At 42.9% G+C, this 24,435-nt stretch carries 25 protein-coding genes and 1 pseudogene; 4 read left to right on the forward strand and 22 right to left on the reverse strand.

Features of this window, described 5'->3' with window-relative positions; genetic code table 11:
- Positions 1–151 precede the first annotated feature (151 nt).
- Both AC3E6G_RS05050 and AC3E6G_RS05055 read left to right on the forward strand, forming a co-directional pair.
- Positions 152–1,129 carry a Gfo/Idh/MocA family protein gene (locus AC3E6G_RS05050; RefSeq protein ID WP_490700586.1) on the forward strand — a complete coding sequence of 326 codons (978 nt, stop codon included), beginning with the start codon at positions 152–154 and terminating at the stop codon, positions 1,127–1,129.
- A 1-nt stretch (position 1,130) separates the two neighbouring features.
- The gene (locus AC3E6G_RS05055; RefSeq protein WP_490700587.1) at positions 1,131–2,219 is read left to right on the forward strand and encodes a DEAD/DEAH box helicase; all 1,089 of its coding nucleotides are present in this window, start codon (positions 1,131–1,133) and stop codon (positions 2,217–2,219) included.
- A gap of 308 nt (positions 2,220–2,527) precedes the next feature.
- Here AC3E6G_RS05055 and AC3E6G_RS05060 read toward each other — a convergent pair whose 3' ends face one another.
- The 5 genes from AC3E6G_RS05060 to AC3E6G_RS05080 form a co-directional block, all read right to left on the reverse strand.
- On the reverse strand, positions 2,528–3,913 hold the full coding sequence (locus AC3E6G_RS05060) for a polysaccharide deacetylase family protein (RefSeq protein WP_490700588.1): 1,386 nt from the start codon (positions 3,911–3,913) through the stop codon (positions 2,528–2,530).
- 194 nt (positions 3,914–4,107) lie between these two features.
- Positions 4,108–4,494 (reverse strand): lactoylglutathione lyase, encoded by a 387-nt coding sequence (gene gloA / locus AC3E6G_RS05065; protein ID WP_023022851.1) that lies wholly within the window; start codon positions 4,492–4,494, stop codon positions 4,108–4,110.
- A 249-nt stretch (positions 4,495–4,743) separates the two neighbouring features.
- A complete protein-coding gene (locus AC3E6G_RS05070) occupies positions 4,744–6,117 on the reverse strand; it encodes a sensor histidine kinase (RefSeq protein WP_490700589.1) in 1,374 nt (457 codons plus the stop codon).
- Complete coding sequence (locus AC3E6G_RS05075; protein WP_023022847.1) at positions 6,107–6,781, reverse strand: response regulator transcription factor; 675 nt, start codon at positions 6,779–6,781, stop codon at positions 6,107–6,109. The genes AC3E6G_RS05070 and AC3E6G_RS05075 overlap by 11 nt, the downstream gene beginning before the upstream one ends.
- Positions 6,782–6,893: 112 nt before the next feature.
- Complete coding sequence (locus AC3E6G_RS05080) at positions 6,894–7,484, reverse strand: hypothetical protein (protein ID WP_490700590.1); 591 nt, start codon at positions 7,482–7,484, stop codon at positions 6,894–6,896.
- Between the two features lie 228 nt (positions 7,485–7,712).
- Here AC3E6G_RS05080 and AC3E6G_RS05085 point away from each other — a divergent pair, with 228 nt between their 5' ends.
- The gene (locus AC3E6G_RS05085) at positions 7,713–8,237 is read left to right on the forward strand and encodes a biotin transporter BioY (RefSeq protein WP_490700591.1); all 525 of its coding nucleotides are present in this window, start codon (positions 7,713–7,715) and stop codon (positions 8,235–8,237) included.
- 53 nt (positions 8,238–8,290) lie between these two features.
- On the opposite strand, the gene AC3E6G_RS05090 is transcribed toward AC3E6G_RS05085, so the two are convergent.
- From AC3E6G_RS05090 to truB (AC3E6G_RS05170), 17 genes and pseudogenes are all read right to left on the reverse strand, one after another.
- Positions 8,291–10,834 (reverse strand): M1 family metallopeptidase, encoded by a 2,544-nt coding sequence (locus AC3E6G_RS05090; RefSeq protein ID WP_490700691.1) that lies wholly within the window; start codon positions 10,832–10,834, stop codon positions 8,291–8,293.
- Positions 10,835–10,965: 131 nt separating this feature from the next.
- Positions 10,966–11,619, reverse strand: coding sequence for a phosphate signaling complex protein PhoU (gene phoU, locus AC3E6G_RS05095; protein ID WP_006596567.1), 654 nt, complete (start codon positions 11,617–11,619; stop codon positions 10,966–10,968).
- A gap of 14 nt (positions 11,620–11,633) precedes the next feature.
- Positions 11,634–12,392, reverse strand: a complete 759-nt coding sequence (pstB, locus tag AC3E6G_RS05100; protein ID WP_048717263.1) for a phosphate ABC transporter ATP-binding protein PstB — start codon at positions 12,390–12,392, stop codon at positions 11,634–11,636.
- 36 nt (positions 12,393–12,428) lie between these two features.
- Positions 12,429–13,232 carry a phosphate ABC transporter ATP-binding protein PstB gene (gene pstB / locus AC3E6G_RS05105; RefSeq protein ID WP_135782059.1) on the reverse strand — a complete coding sequence of 268 codons (804 nt, stop codon included), beginning with the start codon at positions 13,230–13,232 and terminating at the stop codon, positions 12,429–12,431.
- 11 nt (positions 13,233–13,243) lie between these two features.
- Entirely contained in the window at positions 13,244–14,128 is an 885-nt protein-coding gene (pstA, locus tag AC3E6G_RS05110; RefSeq protein WP_006596570.1) for a phosphate ABC transporter permease PstA, read from the reverse strand.
- Complete coding sequence (pstC, locus tag AC3E6G_RS05115) at positions 14,118–15,029, reverse strand: phosphate ABC transporter permease subunit PstC (protein WP_048717261.1); 912 nt, start codon at positions 15,027–15,029, stop codon at positions 14,118–14,120. The genes pstA and pstC overlap by 11 nt, the downstream gene beginning before the upstream one ends.
- Positions 15,030–15,046: 17 nt before the next feature.
- The gene (locus AC3E6G_RS05120) at positions 15,047–15,913 is read right to left on the reverse strand and encodes a phosphate ABC transporter substrate-binding protein PstS family protein (protein WP_129268864.1); all 867 of its coding nucleotides are present in this window, start codon (positions 15,911–15,913) and stop codon (positions 15,047–15,049) included.
- A 130-nt stretch (positions 15,914–16,043) separates the two neighbouring features.
- Positions 16,044–17,348 carry an RsmF rRNA methyltransferase first C-terminal domain-containing protein gene (locus AC3E6G_RS05125; protein WP_490700592.1) on the reverse strand — a complete coding sequence of 435 codons (1,305 nt, stop codon included), beginning with the start codon at positions 17,346–17,348 and terminating at the stop codon, positions 16,044–16,046.
- Entirely contained in the window at positions 17,345–18,118 is a 774-nt protein-coding gene (locus tag AC3E6G_RS05130; protein ID WP_490700593.1) for an inositol monophosphatase family protein, read from the reverse strand. The genes AC3E6G_RS05125 and AC3E6G_RS05130 overlap by 4 nt, the downstream gene beginning before the upstream one ends.
- On the reverse strand, positions 18,108–18,386 hold the full coding sequence (locus tag AC3E6G_RS05135) for a UPF0223 family protein (protein WP_023026658.1): 279 nt from the start codon (positions 18,384–18,386) through the stop codon (positions 18,108–18,110). The genes AC3E6G_RS05130 and AC3E6G_RS05135 overlap by 11 nt, the downstream gene beginning before the upstream one ends.
- A gap of 1 nt (position 18,387) precedes the next feature.
- Complete coding sequence (locus AC3E6G_RS05140; protein WP_040803090.1) at positions 18,388–18,789, reverse strand: Spx/MgsR family RNA polymerase-binding regulatory protein; 402 nt, start codon at positions 18,787–18,789, stop codon at positions 18,388–18,390.
- A gap of 126 nt (positions 18,790–18,915) precedes the next feature.
- Entirely contained in the window at positions 18,916–19,833 is a 918-nt protein-coding gene (locus AC3E6G_RS05145; protein ID WP_490700594.1) for a bifunctional riboflavin kinase/FAD synthetase, read from the reverse strand.
- Positions 19,834–19,837: 4 nt separating this feature from the next.
- Complete coding sequence (gene truB, locus AC3E6G_RS05150) at positions 19,838–20,734, reverse strand: tRNA pseudouridine(55) synthase TruB (protein WP_490700595.1); 897 nt, start codon at positions 20,732–20,734, stop codon at positions 19,838–19,840.
- 164 nt (positions 20,735–20,898) lie between these two features.
- Positions 20,899–21,660: a hypothetical protein gene (locus AC3E6G_RS05155; protein ID WP_048689987.1), complete on the reverse strand. Its 762-nt coding sequence runs from the start codon at positions 21,658–21,660 to the stop codon at positions 20,899–20,901.
- Between the two features lie 3 nt (positions 21,661–21,663).
- Entirely contained in the window at positions 21,664–21,819 is a 156-nt protein-coding gene (locus tag AC3E6G_RS05160) for a hypothetical protein (RefSeq protein WP_185761515.1), read from the reverse strand.
- Positions 21,820–21,832: 13 nt separating this feature from the next.
- On the reverse strand, positions 21,833–22,099 hold the full coding sequence (locus AC3E6G_RS05165; RefSeq protein WP_490700596.1) for a hypothetical protein: 267 nt from the start codon (positions 22,097–22,099) through the stop codon (positions 21,833–21,835).
- A 167-nt stretch (positions 22,100–22,266) separates the two neighbouring features.
- Positions 22,267–22,515, reverse strand: a pseudogene (truB, locus tag AC3E6G_RS05170) (tRNA pseudouridine(55) synthase TruB); the annotation flags it as partial.
- A 588-nt stretch (positions 22,516–23,103) separates the two neighbouring features.
- On the opposite strand from truB (AC3E6G_RS05170), the gene AC3E6G_RS05175 reads away from it, so the two are divergent.
- Complete coding sequence (locus AC3E6G_RS05175; protein ID WP_061563807.1) at positions 23,104–24,420, forward strand: FAD-containing oxidoreductase; 1,317 nt, start codon at positions 23,104–23,106, stop codon at positions 24,418–24,420.
- Positions 24,421–24,435 lie beyond the last annotated feature (15 nt).

Consider the following 24,435-nt stretch of genomic DNA (forward strand, 5'->3'; position numbering starts at 1 on the left):
CACGACTTGAACCATTTTTCTATGGCTTTCATCCAAAATCAAAGAAGGATCTCCTTTCCCCTTCCATCCCAGTTCGAAAGGCCCATTCCATCTTTTTAGGGTGAAACATGATATAATGAAACCAATGAATACCTGATTGAAAGGAGCTGCCATGCTGAAACTTGGTATCATCGGCACCAGTGCCATCTCACATTCCTTCCTGGCCGCAACAAAAGAAACAGGCCACTATGAGTTAAGGGCAGTCTATTCGCGGACCTTAGAGAAGGCTCGCAGCTTCGCCCAACCCTATGGACAAGTGGCCCTCTATGATGATCTGATTGCCTTTTTAGATAGTGACCTGGATGTCATCTACATTGCTAGTCCCAATTCACTCCACTATCCCCAGGCCAAATTAGCCCTCTTAGCTAAGAAACATGTCATCCTTGAAAAACCAGCCGTCACTACTCCTCAGGAATGGGAAGAGTTGGTCAAATTGGCTAAGGAGCACCATGTCTATCTCTTTGAAGCAGCTCGCAACTATCATGAAAAAGCCTTTGCGACCATCCAAGACTTTCTCAAAGACAAGACCATCTTGGGTGGTCACATGACCTATGCCAAATACTCCTCTAAAATGCCCGAACTCCTGAAAGGGGCTACACCTAATATTTTCTCTGACCAGTTTGCTGGCGGAGCCCTTATGGATCTGGGTGTCTATCCCCTCTACTTTGCAATCGGCCTCTTCGGTCAACCTGAATCAGTAACCTATCAGGCGCGGCAATTGCCTAATTCAATCGATTTGAACGGACATGGTAGCTTGGTTTATTCTGACTTTGTCATCGGCATTCAAGCCGGCAAAGATGTGACCAGCAATCTTCCTGCTGAAATCTACACAACAGATGGCACCCTCTTTCTGAGTGGCATTGAAGCCGTTAACGAGGCTGTTTTTCAAGACCATTCTGGAAACAGCTACCAGCTTCTAATCACTCCTGCCCCTCATAACATGCTAGAAGAAGCCCAGGCCTTTGCTAGTATGATGACAGAGAGCGACCAGATACTTTACCAGACTTGGCTCCAAACTGGACAGATGGTCCATCAAGCCCTCTATGCTATGCGCCAAGATGCTGGAATACACTTTAAGGACGAAAACTAATATGACACTAGCATTCCCACCGCTCTGGCAAGAGCAACTCAAAACCCTCGGCTTTGAGCAACTCACTGAAATCCAAGAACGCCTCTTTGAGCCGATCACCCAAGGGGAGAACGTACTTGGAGTCAGCCCGACAGGAACTGGGAAGACTCTGGCCTATCTCTTCCCTAGTCTTCTCAAGCTAAAGCCTAAAAAAGCACAACAATTGCTGATCCTCTCCCCCAATACAGAGTTGGCCGGACAAATCTTTGATGTCACTAAACAATGGGCAGATCCTCTTGGACTCAGTGCTCAACTTTTCCTTTCTGGCTCTAGTCAAAAACGGCAAATCGAACGTCTCAAAAAAGGACCCGAAATTCTCATCGGAACTCCAGGCCGTATTTTTGAGTTGATCAAGCTCAAGAAAATCAAGATGATGAATGTCGATACCATCATCCTGGACGAATTTGACCAACTTTTCAGCGACTCTCAGTATCACTTTGTCGACAAGATTTGCCACTACGCGCCACGAGATCATCAATTTATCTATATGAGTGCAACGACCAAGTTTGATCCAGAGCAAATCGAGCCCAATACCCTGACCATTCAGGTAGAAGGGCAAAGCTTGGACAATATCCAGCACTTCTATATGGAAGTGGACAAGCGAGAAAAGGTCGAACTCCTCAGAAAACTATCCAATGTCGAAGACTTTCGTGGCCTCGTTTTCTTCAATAGCTTGTCCGATCTAGGGAGCGCTGAAGAAAAACTCCAGTATCGAGAAGTTAGCGCTGTCTCACTTGCTAGTGACGTCAACGTCAAATTCCGGAAAGTCATTCTGGAACGCTTTAAGGATCATCAGCTGACACTCCTTCTGGCAACAGATTTGGTAGCGCGGGGAATAGATATCGACTCACTAGAATGTGTCGTCAACTATGAAGTTCCAAGAGATGCCGAAACCTACATCCACCGATCTGGGCGTACCGGACGCATGGGCAAAGAAGGCTATGTCATCACCTTGGTTAGCCATCCAGAAGAATTAAAAAGCTTGAAAAAATTAAGCCCTGTTCGTCCTTTGATCCTTAAGGGAGCTCAACTCTATATAGGGGAAGAATAAGAAAATCGTTCGTAGTATTACGAACGATTTTTAATGTAGACAAACTATTGTTTTACATAAAACAGCTGGATGATTTTCAAAAAACAACTTATATTTTTAGTCATTTAAGAAGATGAAAAAACTTTCCGCCGTGAGAAAAGTGCCTGAAACACAATCATTTCAGGCACTCGGAATTATTGAGACCTTAGGCTCAATAATTAGTCATGGAACTTCTACGAAGTTCGCTGACGTCCGTACTCACCTAAGGAAAGTTTTTAAAATTACTTTATCTTCAATCTGAATCGTTCGTATTTCTACGAACGATTTTTTTAATTCCGATTGTAATAGAGGTGATGACTTTCCACTTGGTGGTTTAAGAGTTCATCAACCGTGACGATAGTGTAGCCTTGCGATTGAAGGTATTGGATCACAGCTGGGAGAGCATTAATCGAAGTTTGGTGAATATCATGCATCAGGATAATTGATCCTGGTTTGACTTGTTTTTTCACCTCTGCTAAGATCGCTTCGGTGTTATGACTCTTCCAATCCAAGGTATCCACATCCCACATGATAAAGGCTTGATCCACTGCATATTGAATGGCACTATTAATCGAACCATAAGGAGGACGAGTAATCTTCGTTTGCACTCCAGTCACCTTTTGAATCACTTCTTTGGTATCCATGATTTCTTTTTGAGCTGACTCCAAAGGCAACTTAGTTAAGACAGGGTGGTTCCAAGTATGGATCCCGATTTCATGTCCTTCCTGACGGACCCGTTTAGCCACTTCTGGATAGGCAGAGACATTCTTCCCAAGCATAAAGAAAGTCGCTTTAACATGGTACTTGTTGAGGATATCCAGGGCTTGAGGAGTCGTCGATGGATCTGGACCATCATCAAAAGTCAAGGCAACCATCTTAGCGTGACGTTGGGTTTGGTAGGCCTCATAAGCTTGAAAATCTCCAGGATTCAGGCGAGCAGAATCAATCACATCATAGAGCTTCGAAAGGGGCATATCGAAGGTTTCCATGCCCTCAATAGTAACTGGAAGGGCGATAGAAAGAACACCTTGATTATAGGTGAACTGCCAGCTTGCCATATCACTTGCTGAGACAGCTTGCATCAGCTCTTCAATTCGATCTTCCCCTAACTGTAGGAAGACCAGCTGAGAGCGCAACTCTGTTAAGAGGGTTTCTTTGGCTAGATCAGCATCCGTAAACAATTGGGAGAATTGGAAGACCGTCCCCTCATCCGTTAGATAAAGGAGGGGAAGTTTGTCGATCCCATCTTTGATGAACTTACCGTTTTTCCACTTGTACTGGGTCTTCTTCACCTGATAAGGGTGAACCCCGACAAATGGGTCTTCTGAGCGTTCGGTATGATAGAACAATAGCTCTTTTGCTTGCTGATTCTTCTTCTCTTCTTGGGGAAGAGAGCCTACGTCAGCCAAAATTCTCTCTTTGACCACTGCGATAGGTTCTTCGTTATTTTTCGGGTAGTAGGCAGCAACATATGAATGACCGACCATTCCTTTTTGAAGAATGGTATCTTTGTCTTTTTCAACTGCTTCTTCTTCTTGGATTGCTTTGGAAAACTGTAGATTATAATTTTTGATAGCGCGTGCTTCCTCAATCTTCTGATAAGCAAGATAAATCCCCCCGATAAAAAGGAGGTTGAGGAGGATGAGAATAAGTATTTTCAAGTAGGATTTCTTCATACTCTTATTATAGCAATTTTATCACCAAAAAACAGTAGAAAACTCTAGAATCTAGAAAATAAAACCTAAAATATAGTAGGGAAATTAAAGTAGCTCAGTCCTATCTCCTGTCACTTTGAACCGGCAACTTTCAAGCAGAAAAAAAGAACAGATGTGGTCACATCTGCTCTTTGTCACAAGTTATATGATGCTGATTATAAGGACTTTTCACGAATCACTTCGACTTTGTAGCCATCTGGGTCCACAATAAAGTAATAGTTTGGAAGAGTTCCTGGTAAGCCTTTAGGATCTGTTACTTGGTAACCTTTTTCCTTATGCTCCGCATGAAGGGCTTCAAGGTCTGGCGTACTCAAGGCAACATGGGCAAAGCCATCCCCAATGACGTAAGGACCATGATCATAGTTGTAAGTTAATTCCAACTCATAGTCATCCCCTTCTAAACCAAGATAAACAATCGTAAATTTGTATTCAGGAAAATCTTTGCGACGCAATTCCTTAAAGCCAAACGCATCTGCATAAAAGGCAATTGATTTTTCTAAATTCTCCACTCGCAAACAAGTGTGTAACATTTTTGAAGCCATACGACACCTCTTTCTTTTTTTCTATTATACACTAGTCAGGCAAAAATAGCGATTATTTGAAATAGATGAAAAAAGAGACTGGGACAAAAGCCCTAGCCTCTCAATTGTCTTTGGATTATCGAGCAAGACGCAGTGGTTGAGTGGGCTCTACTACGCTGATTTTATCAGCTTTTACAGCCCTACTCAACTGTGCGGAGGTGAGACGACGAAATCGAATTCTAACGAATTACCGATTTCTGTCCCACTCTCTTACTTGTTTTTCGTTGATTTAGAAGTTGATTTCTTTTTACTATCTGACTTGGTTGCTAGTTTGACCTCGAAAATAGCACCTTTCGGCTTGTTATCTCGAACAGTAATGGTGCCATTAAAGGCTTCTACGATTTGCTTGGCTAAGGACAGTCCTAAACCAAAACCACCCTTTTGACGCGTACGCGCCTTATCCACTCGGTAGAATCGATCAAATATCCGCTTTTTATCTTCGTCTGAAATCCCTGGTCCATTATCCTCTACCCGAAGATAGAGATAGCGATCCTTGAATTGGGCGACAAACCGTATCTTTCCTTCTTCCTCTGTGTATTTGAGGGCATTGTCATACAAAATGGTCATCAGCTGTTTCAGTAGGACCTTGTCAGACACCAGACTCCTTTCGACATGATTCTCACACTCGAAGATTTTATCATTTTCCTCGGCAATGATTTCATAATTGGCAAAGGTTTGGTCGAAAAAAGAAGGAGGGATTTCACAAAACTCAGGTTTAATCCCATCATCTCGACGGGCTAAGTTTAAGAGATTGGTCGTCAGTAAGCGCATATTGCGAACCTCATCCAAAGAGGAGGCGATATTCTCACTGGATTCCATAATTGTTGCCTCTGGCTTTCGGAACAGGGTTTCCAAACGATTTTGCAAAACGGCTAAAGGTGTCCGCAATTCATGAGAAGCATTTTCGACAAAAGCCTTCTGCCGATTCATGCTCTCTAAGAGAGGTTTCACACTCATTTTAGCCAGGAAGATACTTGCAAAGAGGGAAATGCCCCAGAAGCAAATCATGACCAAGGCGATTTGGCTCTCGTGTTTTTCACTGGTCTGCTCCAACTGGCTGATATTGGTCATGATCACGGCATATTTCACCCCATCGATATAATCATCGGGGTCAATATCCACCAAATAAGCCCGGTAGCTTTCTTTTTGCTTATAATGGTTGGTGATTTGAATCTGCTTGATCTTGTTTAAATAGCTGCGACTAAAGGTCACTGTTTTTAAATCCAGAAAACCATTGTCCGTCGTCACATTTTCAAAATTATCATTCAAGAGGATGGCTGTACTATTGGAAGTGACCGATGGTCTAGGGCCATCCTCGGGATCAGGTTCATTATCTTCTGGTCGGTCATCATCTGGTTCGTCTCTTCCCATCCCATTTCCGGTACGATTGGCCAAGCTAATGATGGAATAACGATCTTTACTCAGTATCTTTAAATTTTCATCAACCGTTGTATACAGACTTGACCGCATTACTTGAATAATAATCAAGGTCATGGTTGAGAAAATCAAGGTAAAGAGTCCGAAATAGCGGATGAAATAAGAAAAGTCATCCGCATTGACAGTTTTTTTAATTTTATTGAGCATCTTTCAGAATGTACCCCACGCTACGCAATGTTTGGAGATTTTTTGCAAATTCTGTTCCTTTTAACTTCTTACGAATCTTAGAAACATACACTTCAACAACCGAGATAGTCGTATCGCTATCAAATCCCCAAAGTCGATCAAAGATTTGTGTCTTGGGCAGGATAACATTTTGATTTTGAAGGAAATAGACCAAAAGATCAAATTCTTTCCCTAATAGCTCCACTTCTTTCCCTTCAACAAGCGTAGAATTTGTCGAAAGATTAACGGTTACATTCCCATAAGAAAGGGTATTTTCATTGACCTTACCAGAGCGCTTCAGCAATGCTTGGATCCGCATTTTGAGCTCTTCTAGGTAGAATGGCTTGGTCAGATAGTCATCTGCCCCTAACTCAAACCCATGGCCCTTATCGTCCAAACTCTCTTTGGCTGTCATAATCAATACTGGAGTGGAGACACCCTTATCTCTCAATTCTTTCAGAACTTGGAAACCATCTTTTTCAGGGAGCATGAGGTCTAGCAAAATGAGGTCATAGATGCCACTTTCAGCCTCATAAAGACCTTCGTCTCCATCAAAGACTTGCATGACATCTGCAAAGTCATCTAAAAAATCAAATACTGAATTAGACAAACCGAGGTCGTCTTCGACTAATAGAATCTTAATCATGTGTACTTCTCCTTCTCATTCTTCCATACAGGGATGACGAGTATTTTCTACTCTATTATAACATGACCAGGCTTCATTCAGTAGTATTCAGATAGCGATTTCAACTTTTTTCTTAGCCTGCTGTCCCTGTCTCATCCTTTGATGAATTGTTTGTATTACTTGACGATTTTTTTGAATTGGACTTCTTAGAGGACTTTTTATTCGATTTCCCATTTTGTTGGTTATCTTGTTGACCTTGAGGCCCACCATCTTGTGGTGGTTGGCCATTCCTATTCCCTTGTCCTGGTCCACTGTTTTGGCCATCTTGCGGGGGCATACCGCCTGGTCCACCACCAAAGCCATCTTGTCCTTGACCACCTTGTGGTCCCTCTCCTTGTGGTGGTTGGCCATTCATTTGTCCTTGTCCTGGTCCGCCATTTTGTCCTTTGAAACCTTGAGCATTTGAAGGGCTATTTTGATCCTTCCCCTGGCTATTTTGTCCTTGATGGTTTTGGGCAGGCTGATTGCTATTTTGTGTAGCGACCGTAGCTTGCTGACGCTGGTGACTCGTATTGGCTGTCGCCAACATTCCCAATCCAAATCCACCAGTCATTCCTACGACAAGTCCTCCTGTTGCTGCGGCAGTTGCCCACCACTTTGGACTTTTCTTAACGACAATCATTTTTTCAGTTCTTTCTTGCTTTTGTTCATTCGAAGCTTGCATTCTTTCATTTCCTTATATATATTTATTTAAACAAGGCCTTTGTTTAGATAGGGATAGTTTACCGATTCTTCCTTAATCGTGACTAAATTTTTTCTTAAACTTTCCTAAAATGAGGATGGAGACAATTGTCACAGCTGAATAGAGGACTTGACAGGCTTACCTTCTTTTTTGTAGAATAGTTACCATAAAAACAAAGAGAGGTTTACTGTTTTGAAAAAAATAGAATCAATGACATTAATTGCTCTTGGAGCAGCACTGATTGCTGTCCTATCTCCATTTCAAATCCCCCTTGGTCCCATTCCGATCACGCTTCAGACTTTAGCAATTGGCTTGATTGCTAGCATCTATCGCCCTACAGAAGCCACTCTTTCTGTTCTCATTTACCTCCTCTTAGGTGCCATTGGCCTTCCCGTCTTTTCGGGTGGTCACGGAGGCATCAGCTCCTTCTATGGTCCCACTGCTGGTTTCCTTCTATTCTTCCCTCTTCGAGCTTTGGTGACTTCTATCTTTGCTGGCCAAAAAGGACAACCCATTCGCATCTTCCTTGCTAACGCTTTAGGGGAAGTCGTTCTCTTTATTGGGGGGGCCTTAGGTTTTATGCTCATAACCCACAAGAGTTTGGATCTCACCGTAAAACTGGTCGTCCTACCTTTTGTATTACCAGATTTGATTAAGATGACTTTGACAACGATTTTCGCGGTTATACTCTATCGCAATCTCAAACATCTCTCTTATTTCAAAAAAGCAAAATAAAAACTCTTAGAGAGGCCTGCAAACCTGCAGCTTCCTCTCTAGGAGCTTTTTCTTTATTTAGTTGCTAGAAGGGCTGTTTCAACCGCTGCTTTCTCCCGCTCAATAAGGTCGATACGAGCTGCGATTTCTTTGATTCCCATCTTGATATTGCGGCTGATCGCCATATCATCCAACTGAGGCTCAAAGAAGGCCTTGTATTCATTCAACCGTTCACGGGTCTTGAAACAGTTAGCTGGGTAGATGACAAACTTATCAAAGCTCATATCACCACCGAGTGCTTTCTTGATCCAATTCCAGTTTTCACGCGCCCAAGTCCAGGTTCTTCCTTGGGTAAAGTCATGGTGCAAGAAATTGAAGTACCAGCTCATAGCCAAGTCCTGAGGTTTCACCACATCCTTGTTCTTCCACTCCTTCAATAGAGCTTCCAAAGTTTCCTCATCCTTGGTATAAGAAAGGGCAGCCGCCAACTGGCGTTTAAAGTTTCCATCAACTGTCTTCACATAGGTATCCAGATATTGTTGGCTAAGCACCTTGGTTTCCTGGTGTTTGATTTGGTTGACCAAGATTTGCAAGCGAATGGCAGCTGGAAGTTTTTCTAGATCAGCTGCGTGCGCTTCAAAGATAGCGCTCGCTTGTGCTTGTGCAGCTTCATCATTGGCCTTGATCATATTAGCAATCATTAGCTGACGAACTTTTTCGTCTTCTTCTGTTTCACCAGGCTTAGCTTCCAGTCCCAAGCGTTCGAAGTTGTAACGGTTCATCCGTTTCAACAACTCATGGAAGGCTACTTCTGTTTCAGTTCCTTCATCCACAAAGAGACTGATTCCGCTCAAGACGCTCGAAACAGCAGAAACGACCAAGTAGGAACTTTCTTCTGTCAAATGTTCAATCACTGGCAAGAGGCTTGCATAAGAAATTTGACCACTTTCCGCTAAGAGACGGCGTTCTTGAACCACTTGTAGTTTCGAAGTGCTATCCAAGTTAGCAAGTTCAGCAAGGATGTCTTCTAACAATTCCCCACGGTAGTCACTGATATAGTGAGCTGTATTTTCTGTATTGAAGCGAAGAGCTCCGTTGTTAGCTGCTTTCAAGGCACTGTAGTTTGGAATTTCTAAGACTTCAGTTTCCAAGGTATCTGGAATACCTGTCCAGTTGCTATTCAATGGAACAACCCACTTACGGCCTTTTTCTTCTCTTTCTCCGATGAAGAACTGCTCTTGACGGATGATCAAGGTATCGTTCTCTACAACAGCTGAGACAACAGGGTATCCTGGTTGCTCCAACCAAGAATCCATAAAGGCTGCGACATCACGACCTGAAGCTTGCCCAAGAGCATCCCAAAGGTCACGACCGATGGTATTTCCGTATTGGTGTTTTTCAAAGTAAATCTTCAACCCTTTACGGAAGGCGTCATCGCCTAACCAACGGCGAAGCATGTGCATGAGACGGCTACCCTTAGCGTAAACGATGGCTGGGTCAAAGAGGGTGTTGATCTCGTCTGGGTGTTTCACTTCCACATGGACGGATTGAACGCCATCTGTAGCATCGCGTTTCAAGGCAGCAGGCACACCAGTTGTTTGGAAGTCTTCAAAGATATTCCAGCTTGGTTCGATGGCATCCAAGCTGACATATTCCATCATATTGGCGAAGCTTTCATTCAACCAGAGGTCATCCCACCATTTCATGGTCACGAGGTTTCCGAACCATTGGTGAGCCAACTCGTGAGCCACCACTAAGGCTACTGTTTGACGGCTTTGAGCTGTCGAATTCTCATCAACAAGGAGGTAGACTTCACGATAGGTCACCAAGCCCCAGTTTTCCATCGCACCTGAAGAAAAGTCTGGAAGGGCGATATGAAGAGATTGAGGGATTGGATACTTCACGCCATAGTAGTCTTCATAAAATTCAATAGCACGTACGGCAATATCCAATGAGAAGTCCAAGTTTTCTAATGGGTGAGCTTTGGTAGAGTAGACACCGACTAGGGTTCCATTCTTGGTCTTAGCTGTCACTCCTTGAAGGTCTCCAGCCGCAAAGGCCAAGAGATAAGAAGACATACGTGGAGTCGTATCAAACTTCCAAATCCCTGTTTCTTTACGGTTTTCCACATCGATTTCAGGCATGTTAGAAAGAACGATTTCTCCCTCTTCTTGGTCAAATTTCACAGCCAAATCAAAGGTCGCTTTGGCTTCTGGCTCATCCACACTTGGGAAGGCTTCACGTGCAAAGTGGCTCTCAAACTGAGTAGAGATTACTTCCTTCTTTACACCATCTACTGTGTAGTAAGAAGGATAAATTCCTGTCATATTGTCTGTAATCTTACCTGCATAAGTGAGGGTAAGGTTTACTTTTCCAGTAGCAGGAACTTCGATAAAGACAGCCTCTTCCTCATCATTGACTGTAAAGGCACAGTCCTGCCCGTCTACTTGTACAGTTTCGATGATCAAATCCTTTTGGTGAAGAGAGATGCGAGTCTCTTTTGCTTCTCCGCTAATGATCACTTTCCCTGAGAAAGTTTTACTAGAGCGGTTCAAATCTAAGAATAGATCGTAGTGCTCAGGTACAAATGTATCAATAAAATGTGCAACTGCTTGCATGAGTAACTCCTTCTTCATTTTTTCTCATCTTCTATTCTAACATAAATCCTACTAACTGTAAGGTAAGAGGGGGCAAAACCAGACCTACAAAAAGACAAAAGTCTGAGATCATGACCTCAGACTTACTTTTCTTATAATTCCACAATTTTTCCAGTTTCGAAGTAGACAACCCACTCACAGATATTTTTAGCGTAATCACCAATACGCTCCAAGTAGTTGATGACTTGGAAGTAATCACGTCCAGTAATGATCAAGTCAGGATTATGCTTGATTTCTTCCGTTGCTAACTCTTGAATACGATCATAGTACTCATTAATTTTTTCATCGCGAGTTGCTACTTCATAGGCCGTTTCAACATCCCCTTTTAAGTAGAGCTCCAAGGTTGCTTCAACAAAGTCTTTGACTTCTCGACCCATTTTGCTGATTTCTTCTTCTACAACCTTACTACGAAGTTCTCCCTTCATACGGATGGTTGCACGGGCGATAGATACCGCATGGTCTCCCATACGCTCCACGTCAGATACAGCTTTTAAGACAGTCATCACCATCCGAAGATCCTGAGAAACCGGTTGTTGAAGGGCAATCATCTCAAAGGATTTGCGCTCCAACTTCACTTCATACTCATTAATCTCCGCATCATCTTCAATCACCTGACGTGCCAGATCACGATCATGAGTGACAAAAGCTCGAACCGTGCGGTTGATCTGGGTCAAGACTTCATTTCCCATGGCATAAAACTGGTTATGAAGCTTTTCTAAATCTTCTTCAAATTGTACACGTAACATTTACTTTCCCTTTCTTATCCAAACTTCCCTGATACATAATCTTCTGTTTCCTTACGAGCAGGGTTCAAGAAGATTTTTGAGGTGTCATCATACTCGATGAGGTCCCCATCCAAGAAAAAGGCCGTCCTATCCGAGATCCGACTAGCTTGTTGCATAGAGCGCGTCACCAAGAGCATGGTATAACGATCCTTCAATCCATAAAGCGTTTCTTCAATCTTTCCAGCAGAAATCGGATCCAAAGCTGATGTTGGCTCATCCAAGAGGATAATCTTAGGACTGGTTGCCAATACACGCGCCACACAAACCCGTTGTTGCTGTCCCCCTGAAAGACCAATCGCTGAATCATGGAGACGATCCTTGACCTCATCCCAAATAGAAGCATTTTTCAAAGAGGTTTCGACTGCTTCATCCAAGACTTGCTTGTCCTTGACCCCATTGATCATGAGTCCGTATGTGACATTGTCATAGATAGACATAGGGAAGGGGTTGGGCTGTTGGAAGACCATCCCGATTTCCTTACGAAGTTCTACTGTATCCGTCCGAGGACTATAGATATTGTGACCATTGTAAATGACTGTTCCTGTTGTTGTCACCTCATGGTTCAAATCTCCCATCCGGTTGATGGCTTTGAGCAGGGTAGACTTCCCAGATCCAGAAGGACCGATTAAAGCCGTGATTTCTTTAGGGGTGAAATCCAGTGACACACTATTCAGTGCCTTTTTCTTATTGTAATAAACCGACAAGTCCTTGACTTGCAAAATTGGTTCTGTCATGTTTTCATCCTTATGTTGTTTCAATGTTGCCAAATCCTATCCAAAGTGACCAGACACATAATCGTTGGTCGATTGCAGTTTTGCATTTTGGAAGATATTGGCTGTTTTATCATACTCGATCAAATCGCCTAGATAGAAGAATCCTGTATAATCGCTGGCCCGAGCTGCCTGTTGCATGCTGTGGGTCACGATGATAATAGTATAGTCCTTCTTCAACTCTAGCATGGTTTCTTCCAACTGAGCAGTCGCGATAGGATCCAAGGCTGAAGCTGGCTCGTCCATGAGCAAAATCTTTGGTTTGACAGAGATAGCTCGAGCGATACAGAGGCGTTGCTGTTGACCACCAGAGAGGGTCAATGCAGACTTGTGTAAATCATCCTTGACCTGATCCCAGAGGGCTGCTTGCTTCAAAGATTTTTCGACGATCTCGTCCAAGACCTTCTTATCTTTGACACCTGCCCGCTCGTGAGGGAAGGTAATATTGCGGTAGATGGACTTGGCAAACGGATTTGGTCGTTGGAAGACCATCCCGATATGCTTTCTCATTTCATAGACATTGATATCTGGACGGTTGACGTCAATCCCTTCGTACCAGATCTCCCCAGTCACACGCGCAATATCAATGGTATCGTTCATCCGGTTCAAACTTCTAAGATAGGTGGATTTCCCAGATCCAGAAGGACCGATCAAAGCTGTGATTTTGTTCTTCTCAAATTGCATATCCACGCCTTTGATGGATTCATTAGAACCATAGTAGACATGCAGATCTTTGGTCGAAAGGACCACTTTTTCTTCAGGAAAAGTAATGATATGTTTCTCATCCCAATTGTACTTTGACATTTCTTCTCCTTTTATGCTGAGGTTAATTTCTTATGGAGGTAAGTACCGAGCTTACGCGCTCCAAAGTTGAAAATCAAAATGAAGATCAACAAGACTGCAGCCGATCCAGCGGATACTTCAATCGCATCTGGAATGGTTCCTTCACTATTGACCTTCCAAATGTGGACCGCTAGGGTTTCTGCTTGACGGAAAATAGAGATCGGACTGGTGACACTAAAGAGGTTCCAGTTGCTCCAATCCAAGGCTGGGGCAGACTGACCAGCTGTATAAATCAAAGCCGCTGCTTCCCCAAAGATCCGCCCAGAAGCTAGTACGACACCCGTAATAATACTTGGCAATGCTTCAGGTACCACCACGTGAATCACGGTTTCCCAACGAGAAATTCCAAGTGCAAGGCCGGCTTCCCTTTGTGTATGGTGGACATTTTGTAAACTATCTTCAATGTTTCGTGTCATCTGAGGCAGGTTAAAGACCGTCAAAGCCAAGGCTCCAGAAATAATCGAGAAGCCATATTGGAACTGCACTACAAAGACCAAATAACCAAAGAGACCGACTACAACCGATGGTAGAGAAGACAAGATTTCAATACAGGTCCGAACCAAATTGGTCAATGGGCCTTTCTTGGCATACTCTGACAAGTAGATCCCTGCCCCTAATGAAAGTGGGAAGGAAATAATCAAGGTAATGACTAAGAGGAAGAAGGAATTATAGAGCTGAATCCCAATCCCTCCACCTGCTTGGTAAGAAGAGGATTTGCTGGTCAAGAAGGTCCAAGACACATGCGGCAACCCTCTAACCAGAATATAGAGAATCAAAGAAGCAAGAATAGTGACAATAATTCCAGCAATTGCATAGAGAACCCCTGTCGCTATCTTATCTATTTTTTTAGCGTGCATAGTTCTTCTTACCTCTTTCTTTCGTGATCAATTTGATAACGCTGTTGAATGCCAAACTCATCAGCAAGAGCACCAAGGCAAGTGACCAGAGAACGTTGTTGTTAACAGTTCCCATAACCGTATTTCCGATACCCATGGTCAAAATAGAAGTCAAGGTGGAAGCTGGCGTTGTTAAAGAATTTGGAACAACCGCTGAGTTTCCGACCACCATCTGAATAGCCAAGGCTTCACCGAAGGCACGGGCCATTCCAAAGACAACTGCTGTAAAAATACCTGAGCGAGCCGCCTTTAAGGTGACATGCCAAATCGTTTGCCAACGAGTCGCTCCCATAGCCATACTCGCTTCCCGATAGTGACGAGGCACTGCCCGTAAGCTGTCTGTTGTCATAAAGGTCACAGTTGGAAGAATCATGACAAAGAGGACAAAGACCCCTGACAAGATCCCAAATCCTGTCCCACCAAAGATGGAACGAACAAATGGAACCACCACTTGCAAACCAATAAATCCGTATACAACAGAAGGAATCCCTACCAACAATTCAATGGCTGGTTGTAAGAGGCGAGCACCCTTAGGAGAAACTTCTGTCATAAAGACTGCTGCACCGATGGCAAAAGGTGTCGCCACCAAGGCTGACAAAAGGGTTACAATGAAGGAACCCAAGATCATTGGCAAAGCACCAAATTCTTTTCCTGATGGATTCCATGTGGATCCGAAAAGGAAACTAAAGACATTGACCTTGTTGACAAAGAAGGTCGATAATCCCTTTTGGGCTACAAAAATCAAAATCAAAGCTACGACAAAGACAATCAAACTCATACAGCAGAAAGTAATGGTTTTACCAAATTTTTCCAACCGAGAATTATTGGACTTTGCGAGCATTTTTTTTGCTACTTCGTTCATGTTTTACCTAATTCTTCTTATTTCTTCGTAATGTTACCGTCAAGATCACGGCTGACTTTCATATCATTGATTGGGATATAGCCCATCTTACCAACGATTTCCTGCTGGACCTCATCAGTCATCATGTAATCCAAGAATTTCTTAGCCAATTTACTTGGCTCTCCCTTGGTATACATATGTTCGTAAGACCAGATTGGCCAGTTATTGTTCACCACGTTTTCCTTAGTTGGTTCATAGCCATTTAACTTCATGGTTTTAACACTATCATCCACGTAGGTAAAGGCCAAATAAGAAATGGCACCTGGAGTCTGGGAAACAATGTTTTTCACCATTCCATTTGAATCTTGTTCCTGAGCTTGTTTTGGATCTTTCCCATTCATGATGATGGCATCAAACACAGCACGGCTACCAGATCCTACTGCCCGGTTCACGATGGTAATTTCCAAGTCTTCACCACCCAATTGCTTCCAGTTGGTATATTCACCAGTAAAAATCTTACGCAATTGTTCGGTTGTCAAATCGTCTACAGAAATATTCTTATTGGCAATGATAGCTGTTCCCGCTACTGCTACTTGGTGGTCCACCAAGCTAGAAGCATCGATGCCATCTTTTTCCTCTGCAAAGAGGTCACTATTTCCAATGTCGACAGCTCCTGATTGGACCTGAGACAGACCTGTACCAGATCCACCCCCTTGGACATTGACAATCTTACCGGGATGTTCTTCAATATAACGATCTACCACCCCTTCAACTAAGGGTTGTAGAGCTGTCGATCCAACAGCTGTAATCGCTTCTCCACGGTCAATCCAAGATGCACAGGCAGATAGAGAAGCTGCAAGTGCTACTGTTGCTAGCCCAAGGACTAGCTTTTTGCATTTATTCAATGTAAGTCTCCTTGAAACATAATCAAATATCGTTTAAATTTTATCTCTAAACACTTGGTCATCTTCTAGTATTCTAGCAAGAATCACTCTATTTCCACTATAACATAGAAAGACCGCATTTCCTAATAATTTATCTAAATCTCAAGCCTTTTGGAAAGAAATTTTTCAAAGTCCGGCCCGTCACTTTAGCAAAGCCTAAACCATTGCCTCCAGCTAAGACCTGATACCATCCATTGGTATAGTCCTGCTCCAGTTGAATGGTCTCCCCAGCTACGTACTTGATGAAGTCTTGATCCGATAAGCTGACCGCTTTCTTCACTTGATCTGGCTTCAGAGCTAGGCCTAAGGCAAAGCTAGGTTCAAAGCGATTTTTCTTGAAGGTTCCAAGATGCAAGCCATTACGAGCAATCTTGACCTTTTTCAAATCAGGAAGTCCAACCGGCAAGAGATAAAGCTGATCTCCAAAACATTGGTAGAGGCCCTCCAAGTCCATGGCCAAGCAGTCCTTGGCAAAAGCTTGCCACAACTTTTTCTGCTCAGCCGTTAGATTGGAACGACCTTCCTTGATCTTATTGACTTCAGGCTCTCCCTGATAAAGGAATTTGGCTACAAATTGCCCTTCCCCTTTGAAACGATGGGGATACATACGGGCTGTTTCAGGATGGCCGATCCCTTCTACCATGCCATTGATTTTTTCAATCGGTAGCAATTCTAACTCATATTCGTCTAAGAGCCAAGAGACAATTTCTTCGTTTTCTTCTGGTGCCCAGGTACAAGTCGAATAAACCAGTTGCCCCCCTGGGGCTAGCATCTTGAGGGCATCTGTTAAGATTTCTCTCTGGAGACCAGCACATTGGGCTGGATAATCAGGATGCCAATAGTCCATAGCATCTGGCTGCTTTCGAAACATTCCTTCACCAGAGCATGGTGCGTCCAAAACAATCAAATCAAAATAGGCTGGGAAAACCTTAGCCAAGCGATTGGCTGATTCATTGGTCACCACGACATTGCGGGCTCCAAAACGTTCGACATTCTCAACCAGAATCTTGGAGCGGCCCTTGTGGATTTCATTAGAAACGAGGAGTCCTTGATGGTCTAAATAAGAGAGCAAGTGGGTCGTCTTGCCACCCGGTGCTGCCGCAAGATCCAAGACCTTCATACCTGGTTTTGGATGAGCTACTTGGGCTACCATTTGGGCAGCCGGTTCTTGCGAATAGACCAGTCCAGTGACATGGGCAACGGATTTACCCGACACCTTGCCATAGTAACTCCAAGGCATACCTGGAATAGGGTCATCACCACTGATTTGCTCCGCCTTTAATGGATTAGTCCGATAGGCAGATACGGCCGACTCGTCAAAGGTTTGAAAGAAGGCCTCAGCCTCCTCTCCAAGTAGTTGATCATATTTTTCTTTAAATCCTTGAGGAAAGGTCATGCGTGTGTTCCTTTCGTCAAAAAAGGCTGAATCTCATCTAGCTTACAGGTTGGCACCATCATGATGGGCTCCAAGGTCTCATAGTTGGGTTCTTTTCCTTCCAAGGTCAAGACCGAGTAGCCTAGGCACTCGCCCATAATGGCTGCAGCCGCATAATCCCATGGCCAGATATAGCTAAAGTAGCCTAAAATACCACCGGATAAAATCTTGGTAAAGCTGATACCAGCACTCCCATAAACCCGAATTCCTAAGCATTCTGCCCCCAGATCCGCCATACCCCAAGCGTTGGACTTGAGCATGCCAACATTGGAAGCTACTAATAAATCACTAAGGGGACGATTTTGAAAGGGTTTCAGTTCTTGGTCATTGCAAAAGACTCCAAAATCCTTTCCACCAAAAAAGAGATGATCCCGCATGACATCATAAATCAAGCCAAACTGGCCAATCCCTTCTTCAAAATAGGCGACCATAACAGCAAAATCTTCTTTTTGGGTCACAAAATTATTGGTCCCATCAATGGGATCAATCACCCAGACCTTACCGGAACGAATAGGTGCACGAAGATCATCCTCTTCCGCAAAAATGTGGTCTTCTGGATAGGCTTCTAAAATCTTGCCAACCAGGGTTGCTTGCACTTCTTGGTCCATTTGAGTCACCAAATCCGTCGGATTTGTTTTGACTGTGATTGCTAGCTGATCATGCAGGTGCTCTCTAAGATAGCTTCCTGCTTCTTTGACAATGGTCTTAGCAAATTCTAATTTATTGATCAATCGAAAACCATCCTTCCCCTTTTTCTTTCGCAACTTTGGTTGCGCGATAAAGTGAGTAGCCGCTGACCTCTTCAAATTCTTTGCCCAGACGCTTTTCTTCGCCAATACTTGGGACAACTTTCTTAAAGGCCTTATAGGCTTCTAGGTAGATGCGGGCATCTGCCTTTTGTTCGTAGGCTTGTTCAACCTGATTAAAAAAAGAAAGCACCGAAGCAAGCTCTTCAGTGCTCCACGATAAATCGAGTGGGTAACTATAATTCTTATTCATATTAATGGATCTCCGCTCTTAGTGTAGCAGATCTTAACTCTTCCTTACGATATCCTCGAGGGAGAAATGCACGGATTTCATCCTCATTAAAACCAATTTGCATCCGTTTCTTATCTAGAATAATTGGGCGACGCAAAAGACTAGGATTTTCCTCAATCAACTTGATCAAAGCAGAAATCGATAAATCCTCTACATCAACATTTAGCTTCTGAAAAATTTTAGAACGAGTTGAAATAATATCGTCTGTACCGTTCTCAGTTAGAGCTAAAATATTACGCAACTCCTCAGTTGTTAAAGGACTCGTCATAATATTGTGTTCCTTAAAAGGAACCTCATGTTTTTCTAACCAAGCCCGGGCCTTTCGACAGGATGTACAACTCGGAGACAAAAATAATGTAATCATGTTCTTCTCTTCTTTTTTGGACACACTTAGCTGACTCTATTATACAAAATTATTCCGCGCTTGCATAGTGATTTTTTAATTTAGACAAAGAAAATTCTCCCCTTAAGGGAGAATTTCTAACAAAAATTATCTGGTCCATTGACGAGCCAGGATCTCGTCCTGATGCAGTTGCTTGACGAGGGCTTCTACACTGTCAAATTTGACCATTTCTCGAATCTTGTCTAACCAAAAAATCCGAATCGTATGTCCATAAATATCTTTTGAAAAATCAAAGATATTGGCTTCAAAGCGAAGTTCCGTCCCATCAAAGGTCGAGTTTTTCCCTACAGAGGCCATCCCCCGGTGACGTTGACCTAGCACTTCTACTTCGACGACATAAACACCATCTTGAGGAAGATGGGTGCGATCGATAGGCGCCAGATTGGCTGTTGGAAAACCAATGGTGCGACCTCGTGCATCCCCATGGACTACAATTCCACGACTGGATAAAGGATAGCCTAAAAGATCAGCTGCTTCTTTGACCTGGCCTGATGCAATCGCCTGCCGAATACGAGTTGAGCTGATTTTTTCGCCCTGGTCTAGGACAGGTGGAACGACGATGACTTGACCCTTAAAATAGGTTTCTAGATCACTAGCTACTTTCTTATCGCTACCAAAGCTATAATCAAAGCCTGCCACTAAGACACGCGCCCGAAGTGCAGTTAGGTAGGCCGCAACGAATTCTTGGGCCGTATGAGCCGCAAAATCACTGGTAAAATCGATAAGATATAGATCATCGACTCCCAGTTCTTCCATTCGTTTAAAGCGCTCCTCTGGGTTTTGGAGGTGGAGGAGTAGTTCTGGTTGGTAACGGGCAAAAGCCAGCTTTGGAGATTCTGGAAAGGTCAAAACAGCTACTCGAAGTCCTTGCTCATCAGCAATGGTACGAGCTGTCCGAAAGAGCTCCTGATGCCCTCGATGGAGACCGTCAAAATAGCCCAAGACAAGAACGGTATCTGCTTGAGCTTTTATTTCTTTTTCACTAGTTACATAACAAATGTTCATAAATTTATTGTAACACACTTTCTGTTAGAAAGACTTTTCGAGGTTTGTAAAGTTCTTCTCTTTTTTCTAAAATGGCTACCAATTTTCCTTGGTAAAAAGCAGCTAACTCTTTGGAGTCACTCTCAACTGGAATAAAGCGTCCCACTTGGACTTCATCGACCTCTTCTACTGTCAGCTCTACTTTTTCCAGATCCCCGGTGCCAATCTCAAGTGGGTAAAGGAAGCTCAAATCTCCTTGGGCTACTTTTTCAGCCACTTCTTCTAAGGTCAGGGCATCATCCAGTGACAAACCAGCAGCACTGGTCCGTGTCAGATGAGACATATGGGCTGCGTAGCCCAGTTTTTGACCCAAATCCACCGACAAGGTCCGAATATAGGTCCCCTTGCTACATTTTACTCGGAAAGTAAAACGCGCAAGTTTATCCTCGTAGCAAATGGGACTGGTTCTTTCAAAACTATAAATGGTCACCTGACGTTCTGGACGTTCGACCTCCTGACCAGCACGCGCATATTCATAGAGCTTACGCCCATTGACCTTGACTGCTGAGTACATTGGTGGAATCTGGGTGATAGGCCCTGTCAGACTAGCAATGGCTTCATCAACAAGCTTTTCATCCAGTGGAGACAAAACAGGAGTCTCTGCGACAACTTCCCCACTAGCATCCTCGGTCGTTGTTGAATATCCCAGAGTGATTTCCCCCTCGTAGACCTTGCCCTCATCCTGCATGAACTCGACCATACGAGTCGCCTTCCCTACAGCAATGGGTAAAACGCCCACCACATCCGGATCCAAAGTTCCTCCATGGCCAATCTTCTTGGTGCCTAAGATTTTCCGAAGTTTAAAGACCACATCATGCGAAGTCATGCCCGCTTCTTTTTTTATATTAATAATTCCGTCCATGTCTTGCTTTCTATTTTCCTTTCTCATCATGTGGTTAATAAATTTTTTTAATTCGTTCCAGTATCATTAAACCATCCTCTCATGCCTTTAATTAGGCTATTGGTACCTTTTTTAAGATTCCTTTTAATGTAGCATCAATAATAAATCTATAGGTAAATACCCTACTATTCATCTCTATTTCTCCAATTCTTTATGATATTATAAATAGAATGTATCAGAAGAATTACTAATAATAAGAACCAAGAGCGTAATGATACCAAACTGACAACCACAACAAGCAAAGCTGATAAAAAATAAATGATAAACGCCTCTAACTTGGAAGGTCTTCTCCCCTCTGGAAGCATATCTAAATGTTCCTTCGTTAGAGCTGAGCGGTCACTGAATTGATAAAAGTAACGATATCTTGCAGATAAAGAATCAATATCTAAAAAGTCATATCCCCTAATATAATCAACTATATAAAACATCAGTAAACTGTCAATTTCGTCAATATTTTCAGTATAGAGAGAAAAGTTTCTCTTTCCAGCAATTGCAATATTACTTGCAGCATAAACGGCAATCGGAATGCCATCTTTTGTCACAGGTAGAATATCTCCTTTACTACCTGAACCTACACACTTCATTTCATAGTTGTTTAAATTGAATTGAAAAACTCCATGCCAATATGCTTGTTCCCATAAATGATCAAATCTTTCTTCTTCAAAATAAATCAAATCCTTATTTAACCCTCTTGCGACTATTCTTTTTCTTTTAGAAATGTATTCTGATGCTTTCAAGACAAGAATTTCTACATCTTTTGCATATAGACGATAACCTTCCTCTTCTTGAACGATTTCAATCCTCTCAGTCCAATGTTCTTCATCAGGTAGTTTCGACTGAAGGATAAATCCCTCTGAGTTTCCTCGTAATTGTAGTTGTATTTCCATGCTTTACTCCCCTATTGATAAGCCCAATCCAAATGGTCCTAGTTTCATTTTTGCCTCTGCTTTTTTAATATCTGGACAGCAATTTATTATCATGAGTGACTCCACACCTTCTCTCACACGAACAACACTTCCAATCGGTGAAGCTCTACGTTCCGACATCAGTTTTCTCCTTCTAAATATTTCTGCGCTTCCTGAACATAAAAAGCTCTGGATTTTCATGGGCTATGCTTTCAAACAAACTTCGAGCACGAGCTTCATCTCCTTTTAATTGAGCATTGAGTGCTCCATAATAAGAGAACATGATTCGAGCTAGCTTACTTTCTGGTTCGGTAGTATCGAAGTAGTCGTTCACTTCTTGATTGAACACAATATCTTTTATGGCTTGGGCTTGAGCAACGAGTTTAGCCTTACCATCTTTCGAATCTGGCGCCTTGGACAACTGTTCCTCAAAGAAAGCAATATCTTGCGCATCTTAAAGATGAATGGAAACTTTTAATAGCTCAAAGCTTGATATTAAAGATGTATAGTCTCTTAATCTGCCCCAAATTTTTTTCAAATTATATTTGGACATATTTTCCATGGCAGATTGAAAGTCTCCTTTTAAACCCCACTAGCATCTTCCGTCGTGGTAGAAAATCTCAAAGTGATTTCTCCCTCGTAGATTTTACCCTCATCTTACATAAATTCGACCATCCGGGTCGCTTTTCCTACGGCAATCGGAAGCACTCCCACCACATCCGGCTCCAGAGTCCCTCCATGGCCAATCTTCTTGCTTCCTAAGATTTTTCGCAGTTTAAAGACAACATCTTGTGAAGTCATCCCTGCTTCTTTTTTTAGATTGATAATTCCGTCTATTTGAATTGCTCTTTCTATCTCATGTGTGACCACCCTAGTCACCGACCCTTTATTATACCATGAAAATTAAATACATTCTATCAGTTACCAATTAAGTGCGGATAGTTGATTTTACTATATTTTAGGTACTGTCAGATAATGCTCAAACGAATAAAAACGTAGTCAATTACGTAGTCACTCGATTGCCGTTATAACAGAAAATAGAAAAGGCTGAATAAACAACCTTTTTATTTTTTATCTAGCCAATTTGAACCTTACTTACTGTTTCTATACTTAAATCTTCAAATCGCTTCTTTCCGGACCGTAGCCAGGTAATGGCTTTTGGTAAATATTTCATTTCTTTGATCGATATGATATAATCATGGTAGGTCTAAGGGGCTTTCGCCCCAACCTACCAGAGCCTTACTTGAACCGCTTTGCTTTGCGTGGCTTGCGTTCTTTTGGCTCTTTTTTTAATTTTTTACAGTAAAAAACGAGACTTCTTGTCCCTCTTTCCCACTTCCCATGAGCTTCAAAAAAATCCCGTAGCAGATTTCAGACTTTTTAAAATGGGTTTGATACAATAGAAAGCGAAAGAAGGTGTAACATATGTTAATGTATGATGTTATTGTTATTGGATTTGGTAAAGCTGGTAAAACACTTGCAGCGAAATTATCAAGCCAAGGAAAAAAAGTTGCTCTGATTGAAAAGAGCAAGTCTATGTATGGTGGTACTTGTATCAATATCGCTTGTATTCCAACTAAGACCTTGATCGTCGCAGCAGAAAAAGGCTTGGATTTTGAACAAGCTATGAGCGAAAAAAATGCGGTCACTACTCGTCTCAACGGCAAGAACTACGCAACTATTGCTGGAACTGGTGTAGACATTATCGACGCGACTGCTCGATTCGTTTCCAACAAGGTCATTGAAATTCAAGCTGGAGATGAAAAGGAAGAATTGACTGCTGAAACCATTATTATTAATACTGGTGCGGTGCCAACTATCCTTCCAATCCCAGGACTGGCTGAAAGCAAGTTTGCAGTGGATTCAACCGGTATTCAACGTTTGGAAAATCTACCTAAACGCCTGGGCGTCCTTGGTGGTGGACCAATCGGATTGGAATTTGCCCACCTCTACAATACCTTGGGTAGCCAAGTAACAGTACTGGATGCTTCTGAAGCGTTCTTGCCACGGATTGAGCCAAGCATTGCAGCTCTTGCAAAAGGCTACCTTGAAAAAGATGGTATTCAATTCTTGCAAGGCGTTCATACCCAAGAAATCAAAGATGGTGAAGCTAGCTTAACCCTTGTAACCGATAAGGGAGACTTCGAGTTTGATATTCTTCTCTACGCAACAGGACGTAAACCAAATACAGCTGGTCTTGGTCTTGAGAACACAGATATCCAAGTTACTGATCGTGGAGCGATTCAAGTCAACCGTCATTTGGAAACCAGCGTCCCTGGTGTCTTTGCAGTTGGGGATGTCAATGGTGGGCCTCAGTTCACCTATATGTCCCTCGATGACTTCCGCATCGTCTTCAACTACCTTACAGGAGATGGTAGCTACAATCTCGAAACACGCGGAAACTATGCGACAACACTCTTCATTGCTCCTCCATTGGCCCAAGTCGGCTTGACTGAGCAAGAAGCACGTGACAAAGGACTTCCAGTGGCTGTCAAAGAATTGCCAGTTGCTGCCATGCCACGTGGCCATGTCAATGCATACCTTCGAGGTGCCTTCAAAGCTGTGGTCAATCCAGAAACCAAAGAAATCCTTGGAGCAACTCTCTTTGGAGAAGCTGCAGGCGAACTCATCAACCTGATCACCATGGCCATGGACAACAAGATCCCTTATACTTACATCGCAAAACAAATCTTTACCCACCCAACCATGGCAGAAAACCTAAACGATCTCTTTGCGATTTAACTAACATAAAAACGC

The sequence above is a fragment of the Streptococcus sp. SCPM-O-B-23252 (M501) genome (assembly GCF_058200355.1).

Coding starts and splice junctions, on each gene's coding strand:
- AC3E6G_RS05050 (WP_490700586.1), top strand. CDS start 152: ATGCTGAAACTTGGTATCATCGGCACCAGTGCCATCTCACATTCCTTC.
- AC3E6G_RS05055 (WP_490700587.1), top strand. CDS start 1,131: ATGACACTAGCATTCCCACCGCTCTGGCAAGAGCAACTCAAAACCCTC.
- AC3E6G_RS05060 (WP_490700588.1), bottom strand. CDS start 3,913: ATGAAGAAATCCTACTTGAAAATACTTATTCTCATCCTCCTCAACCTC.
- gloA (WP_023022851.1), bottom strand. CDS start 4,494: ATGGCTTCAAAAATGTTACACACTTGTTTGCGAGTGGAGAATTTAGAA.
- AC3E6G_RS05070 (WP_490700589.1), bottom strand. CDS start 6,117: ATGCTCAATAAAATTAAAAAAACTGTCAATGCGGATGACTTTTCTTAT.
- AC3E6G_RS05075 (WP_023022847.1), bottom strand. CDS start 6,781: ATGATTAAGATTCTATTAGTCGAAGACGACCTCGGTTTGTCTAATTCA.
- AC3E6G_RS05080 (WP_490700590.1), bottom strand. CDS start 7,484: ATGCAAGCTTCGAATGAACAAAAGCAAGAAAGAACTGAAAAAATGATT.
- AC3E6G_RS05085 (WP_490700591.1), top strand. CDS start 7,713: ATGACATTAATTGCTCTTGGAGCAGCACTGATTGCTGTCCTATCTCCA.
- AC3E6G_RS05090 (WP_490700691.1), bottom strand. CDS start 10,834: ATGCAAGCAGTTGCACATTTTATTGATACATTTGTACCTGAGCACTAC.
- phoU (WP_006596567.1), bottom strand. CDS start 11,619: ATGTTACGTGTACAATTTGAAGAAGATTTAGAAAAGCTTCATAACCAG.
- pstB (WP_048717263.1), bottom strand. CDS start 12,392: ATGACAGAACCAATTTTGCAAGTCAAGGACTTGTCGGTTTATTACAAT.
- pstB (WP_135782059.1), bottom strand. CDS start 13,232: ATGTCAAAGTACAATTGGGATGAGAAACATATCATTACTTTTCCTGAA.
- pstA (WP_006596570.1), bottom strand. CDS start 14,128: ATGCACGCTAAAAAAATAGATAAGATAGCGACAGGGGTTCTCTATGCA.
- pstC (WP_048717261.1), bottom strand. CDS start 15,029: ATGAACGAAGTAGCAAAAAAAATGCTCGCAAAGTCCAATAATTCTCGG.
- AC3E6G_RS05125 (WP_490700592.1), bottom strand. CDS start 17,348: ATGACCTTTCCTCAAGGATTTAAAGAAAAATATGATCAACTACTTGGA.
- AC3E6G_RS05135 (WP_023026658.1), bottom strand. CDS start 18,386: ATGAATAAGAATTATAGTTACCCACTCGATTTATCGTGGAGCACTGAA.
- AC3E6G_RS05140 (WP_040803090.1), bottom strand. CDS start 18,789: ATGATTACATTATTTTTGTCTCCGAGTTGTACATCCTGTCGAAAGGCC.
- AC3E6G_RS05145 (WP_490700594.1), bottom strand. CDS start 19,833: ATGAACATTTGTTATGTAACTAGTGAAAAAGAAATAAAAGCTCAAGCA.
- truB (WP_490700595.1), bottom strand. CDS start 20,734: ATGGACGGAATTATTAATATAAAAAAAGAAGCGGGCATGACTTCGCAT.
- AC3E6G_RS05155 (WP_048689987.1), bottom strand. CDS start 21,660: ATGGAAATACAACTACAATTACGAGGAAACTCAGAGGGATTTATCCTT.
- AC3E6G_RS05160 (WP_185761515.1), bottom strand. CDS start 21,819: ATGTCGGAACGTAGAGCTTCACCGATTGGAAGTGTTGTTCGTGTGAGA.
- AC3E6G_RS05175 (WP_061563807.1), top strand. CDS start 23,104: ATGTTAATGTATGATGTTATTGTTATTGGATTTGGTAAAGCTGGTAAA.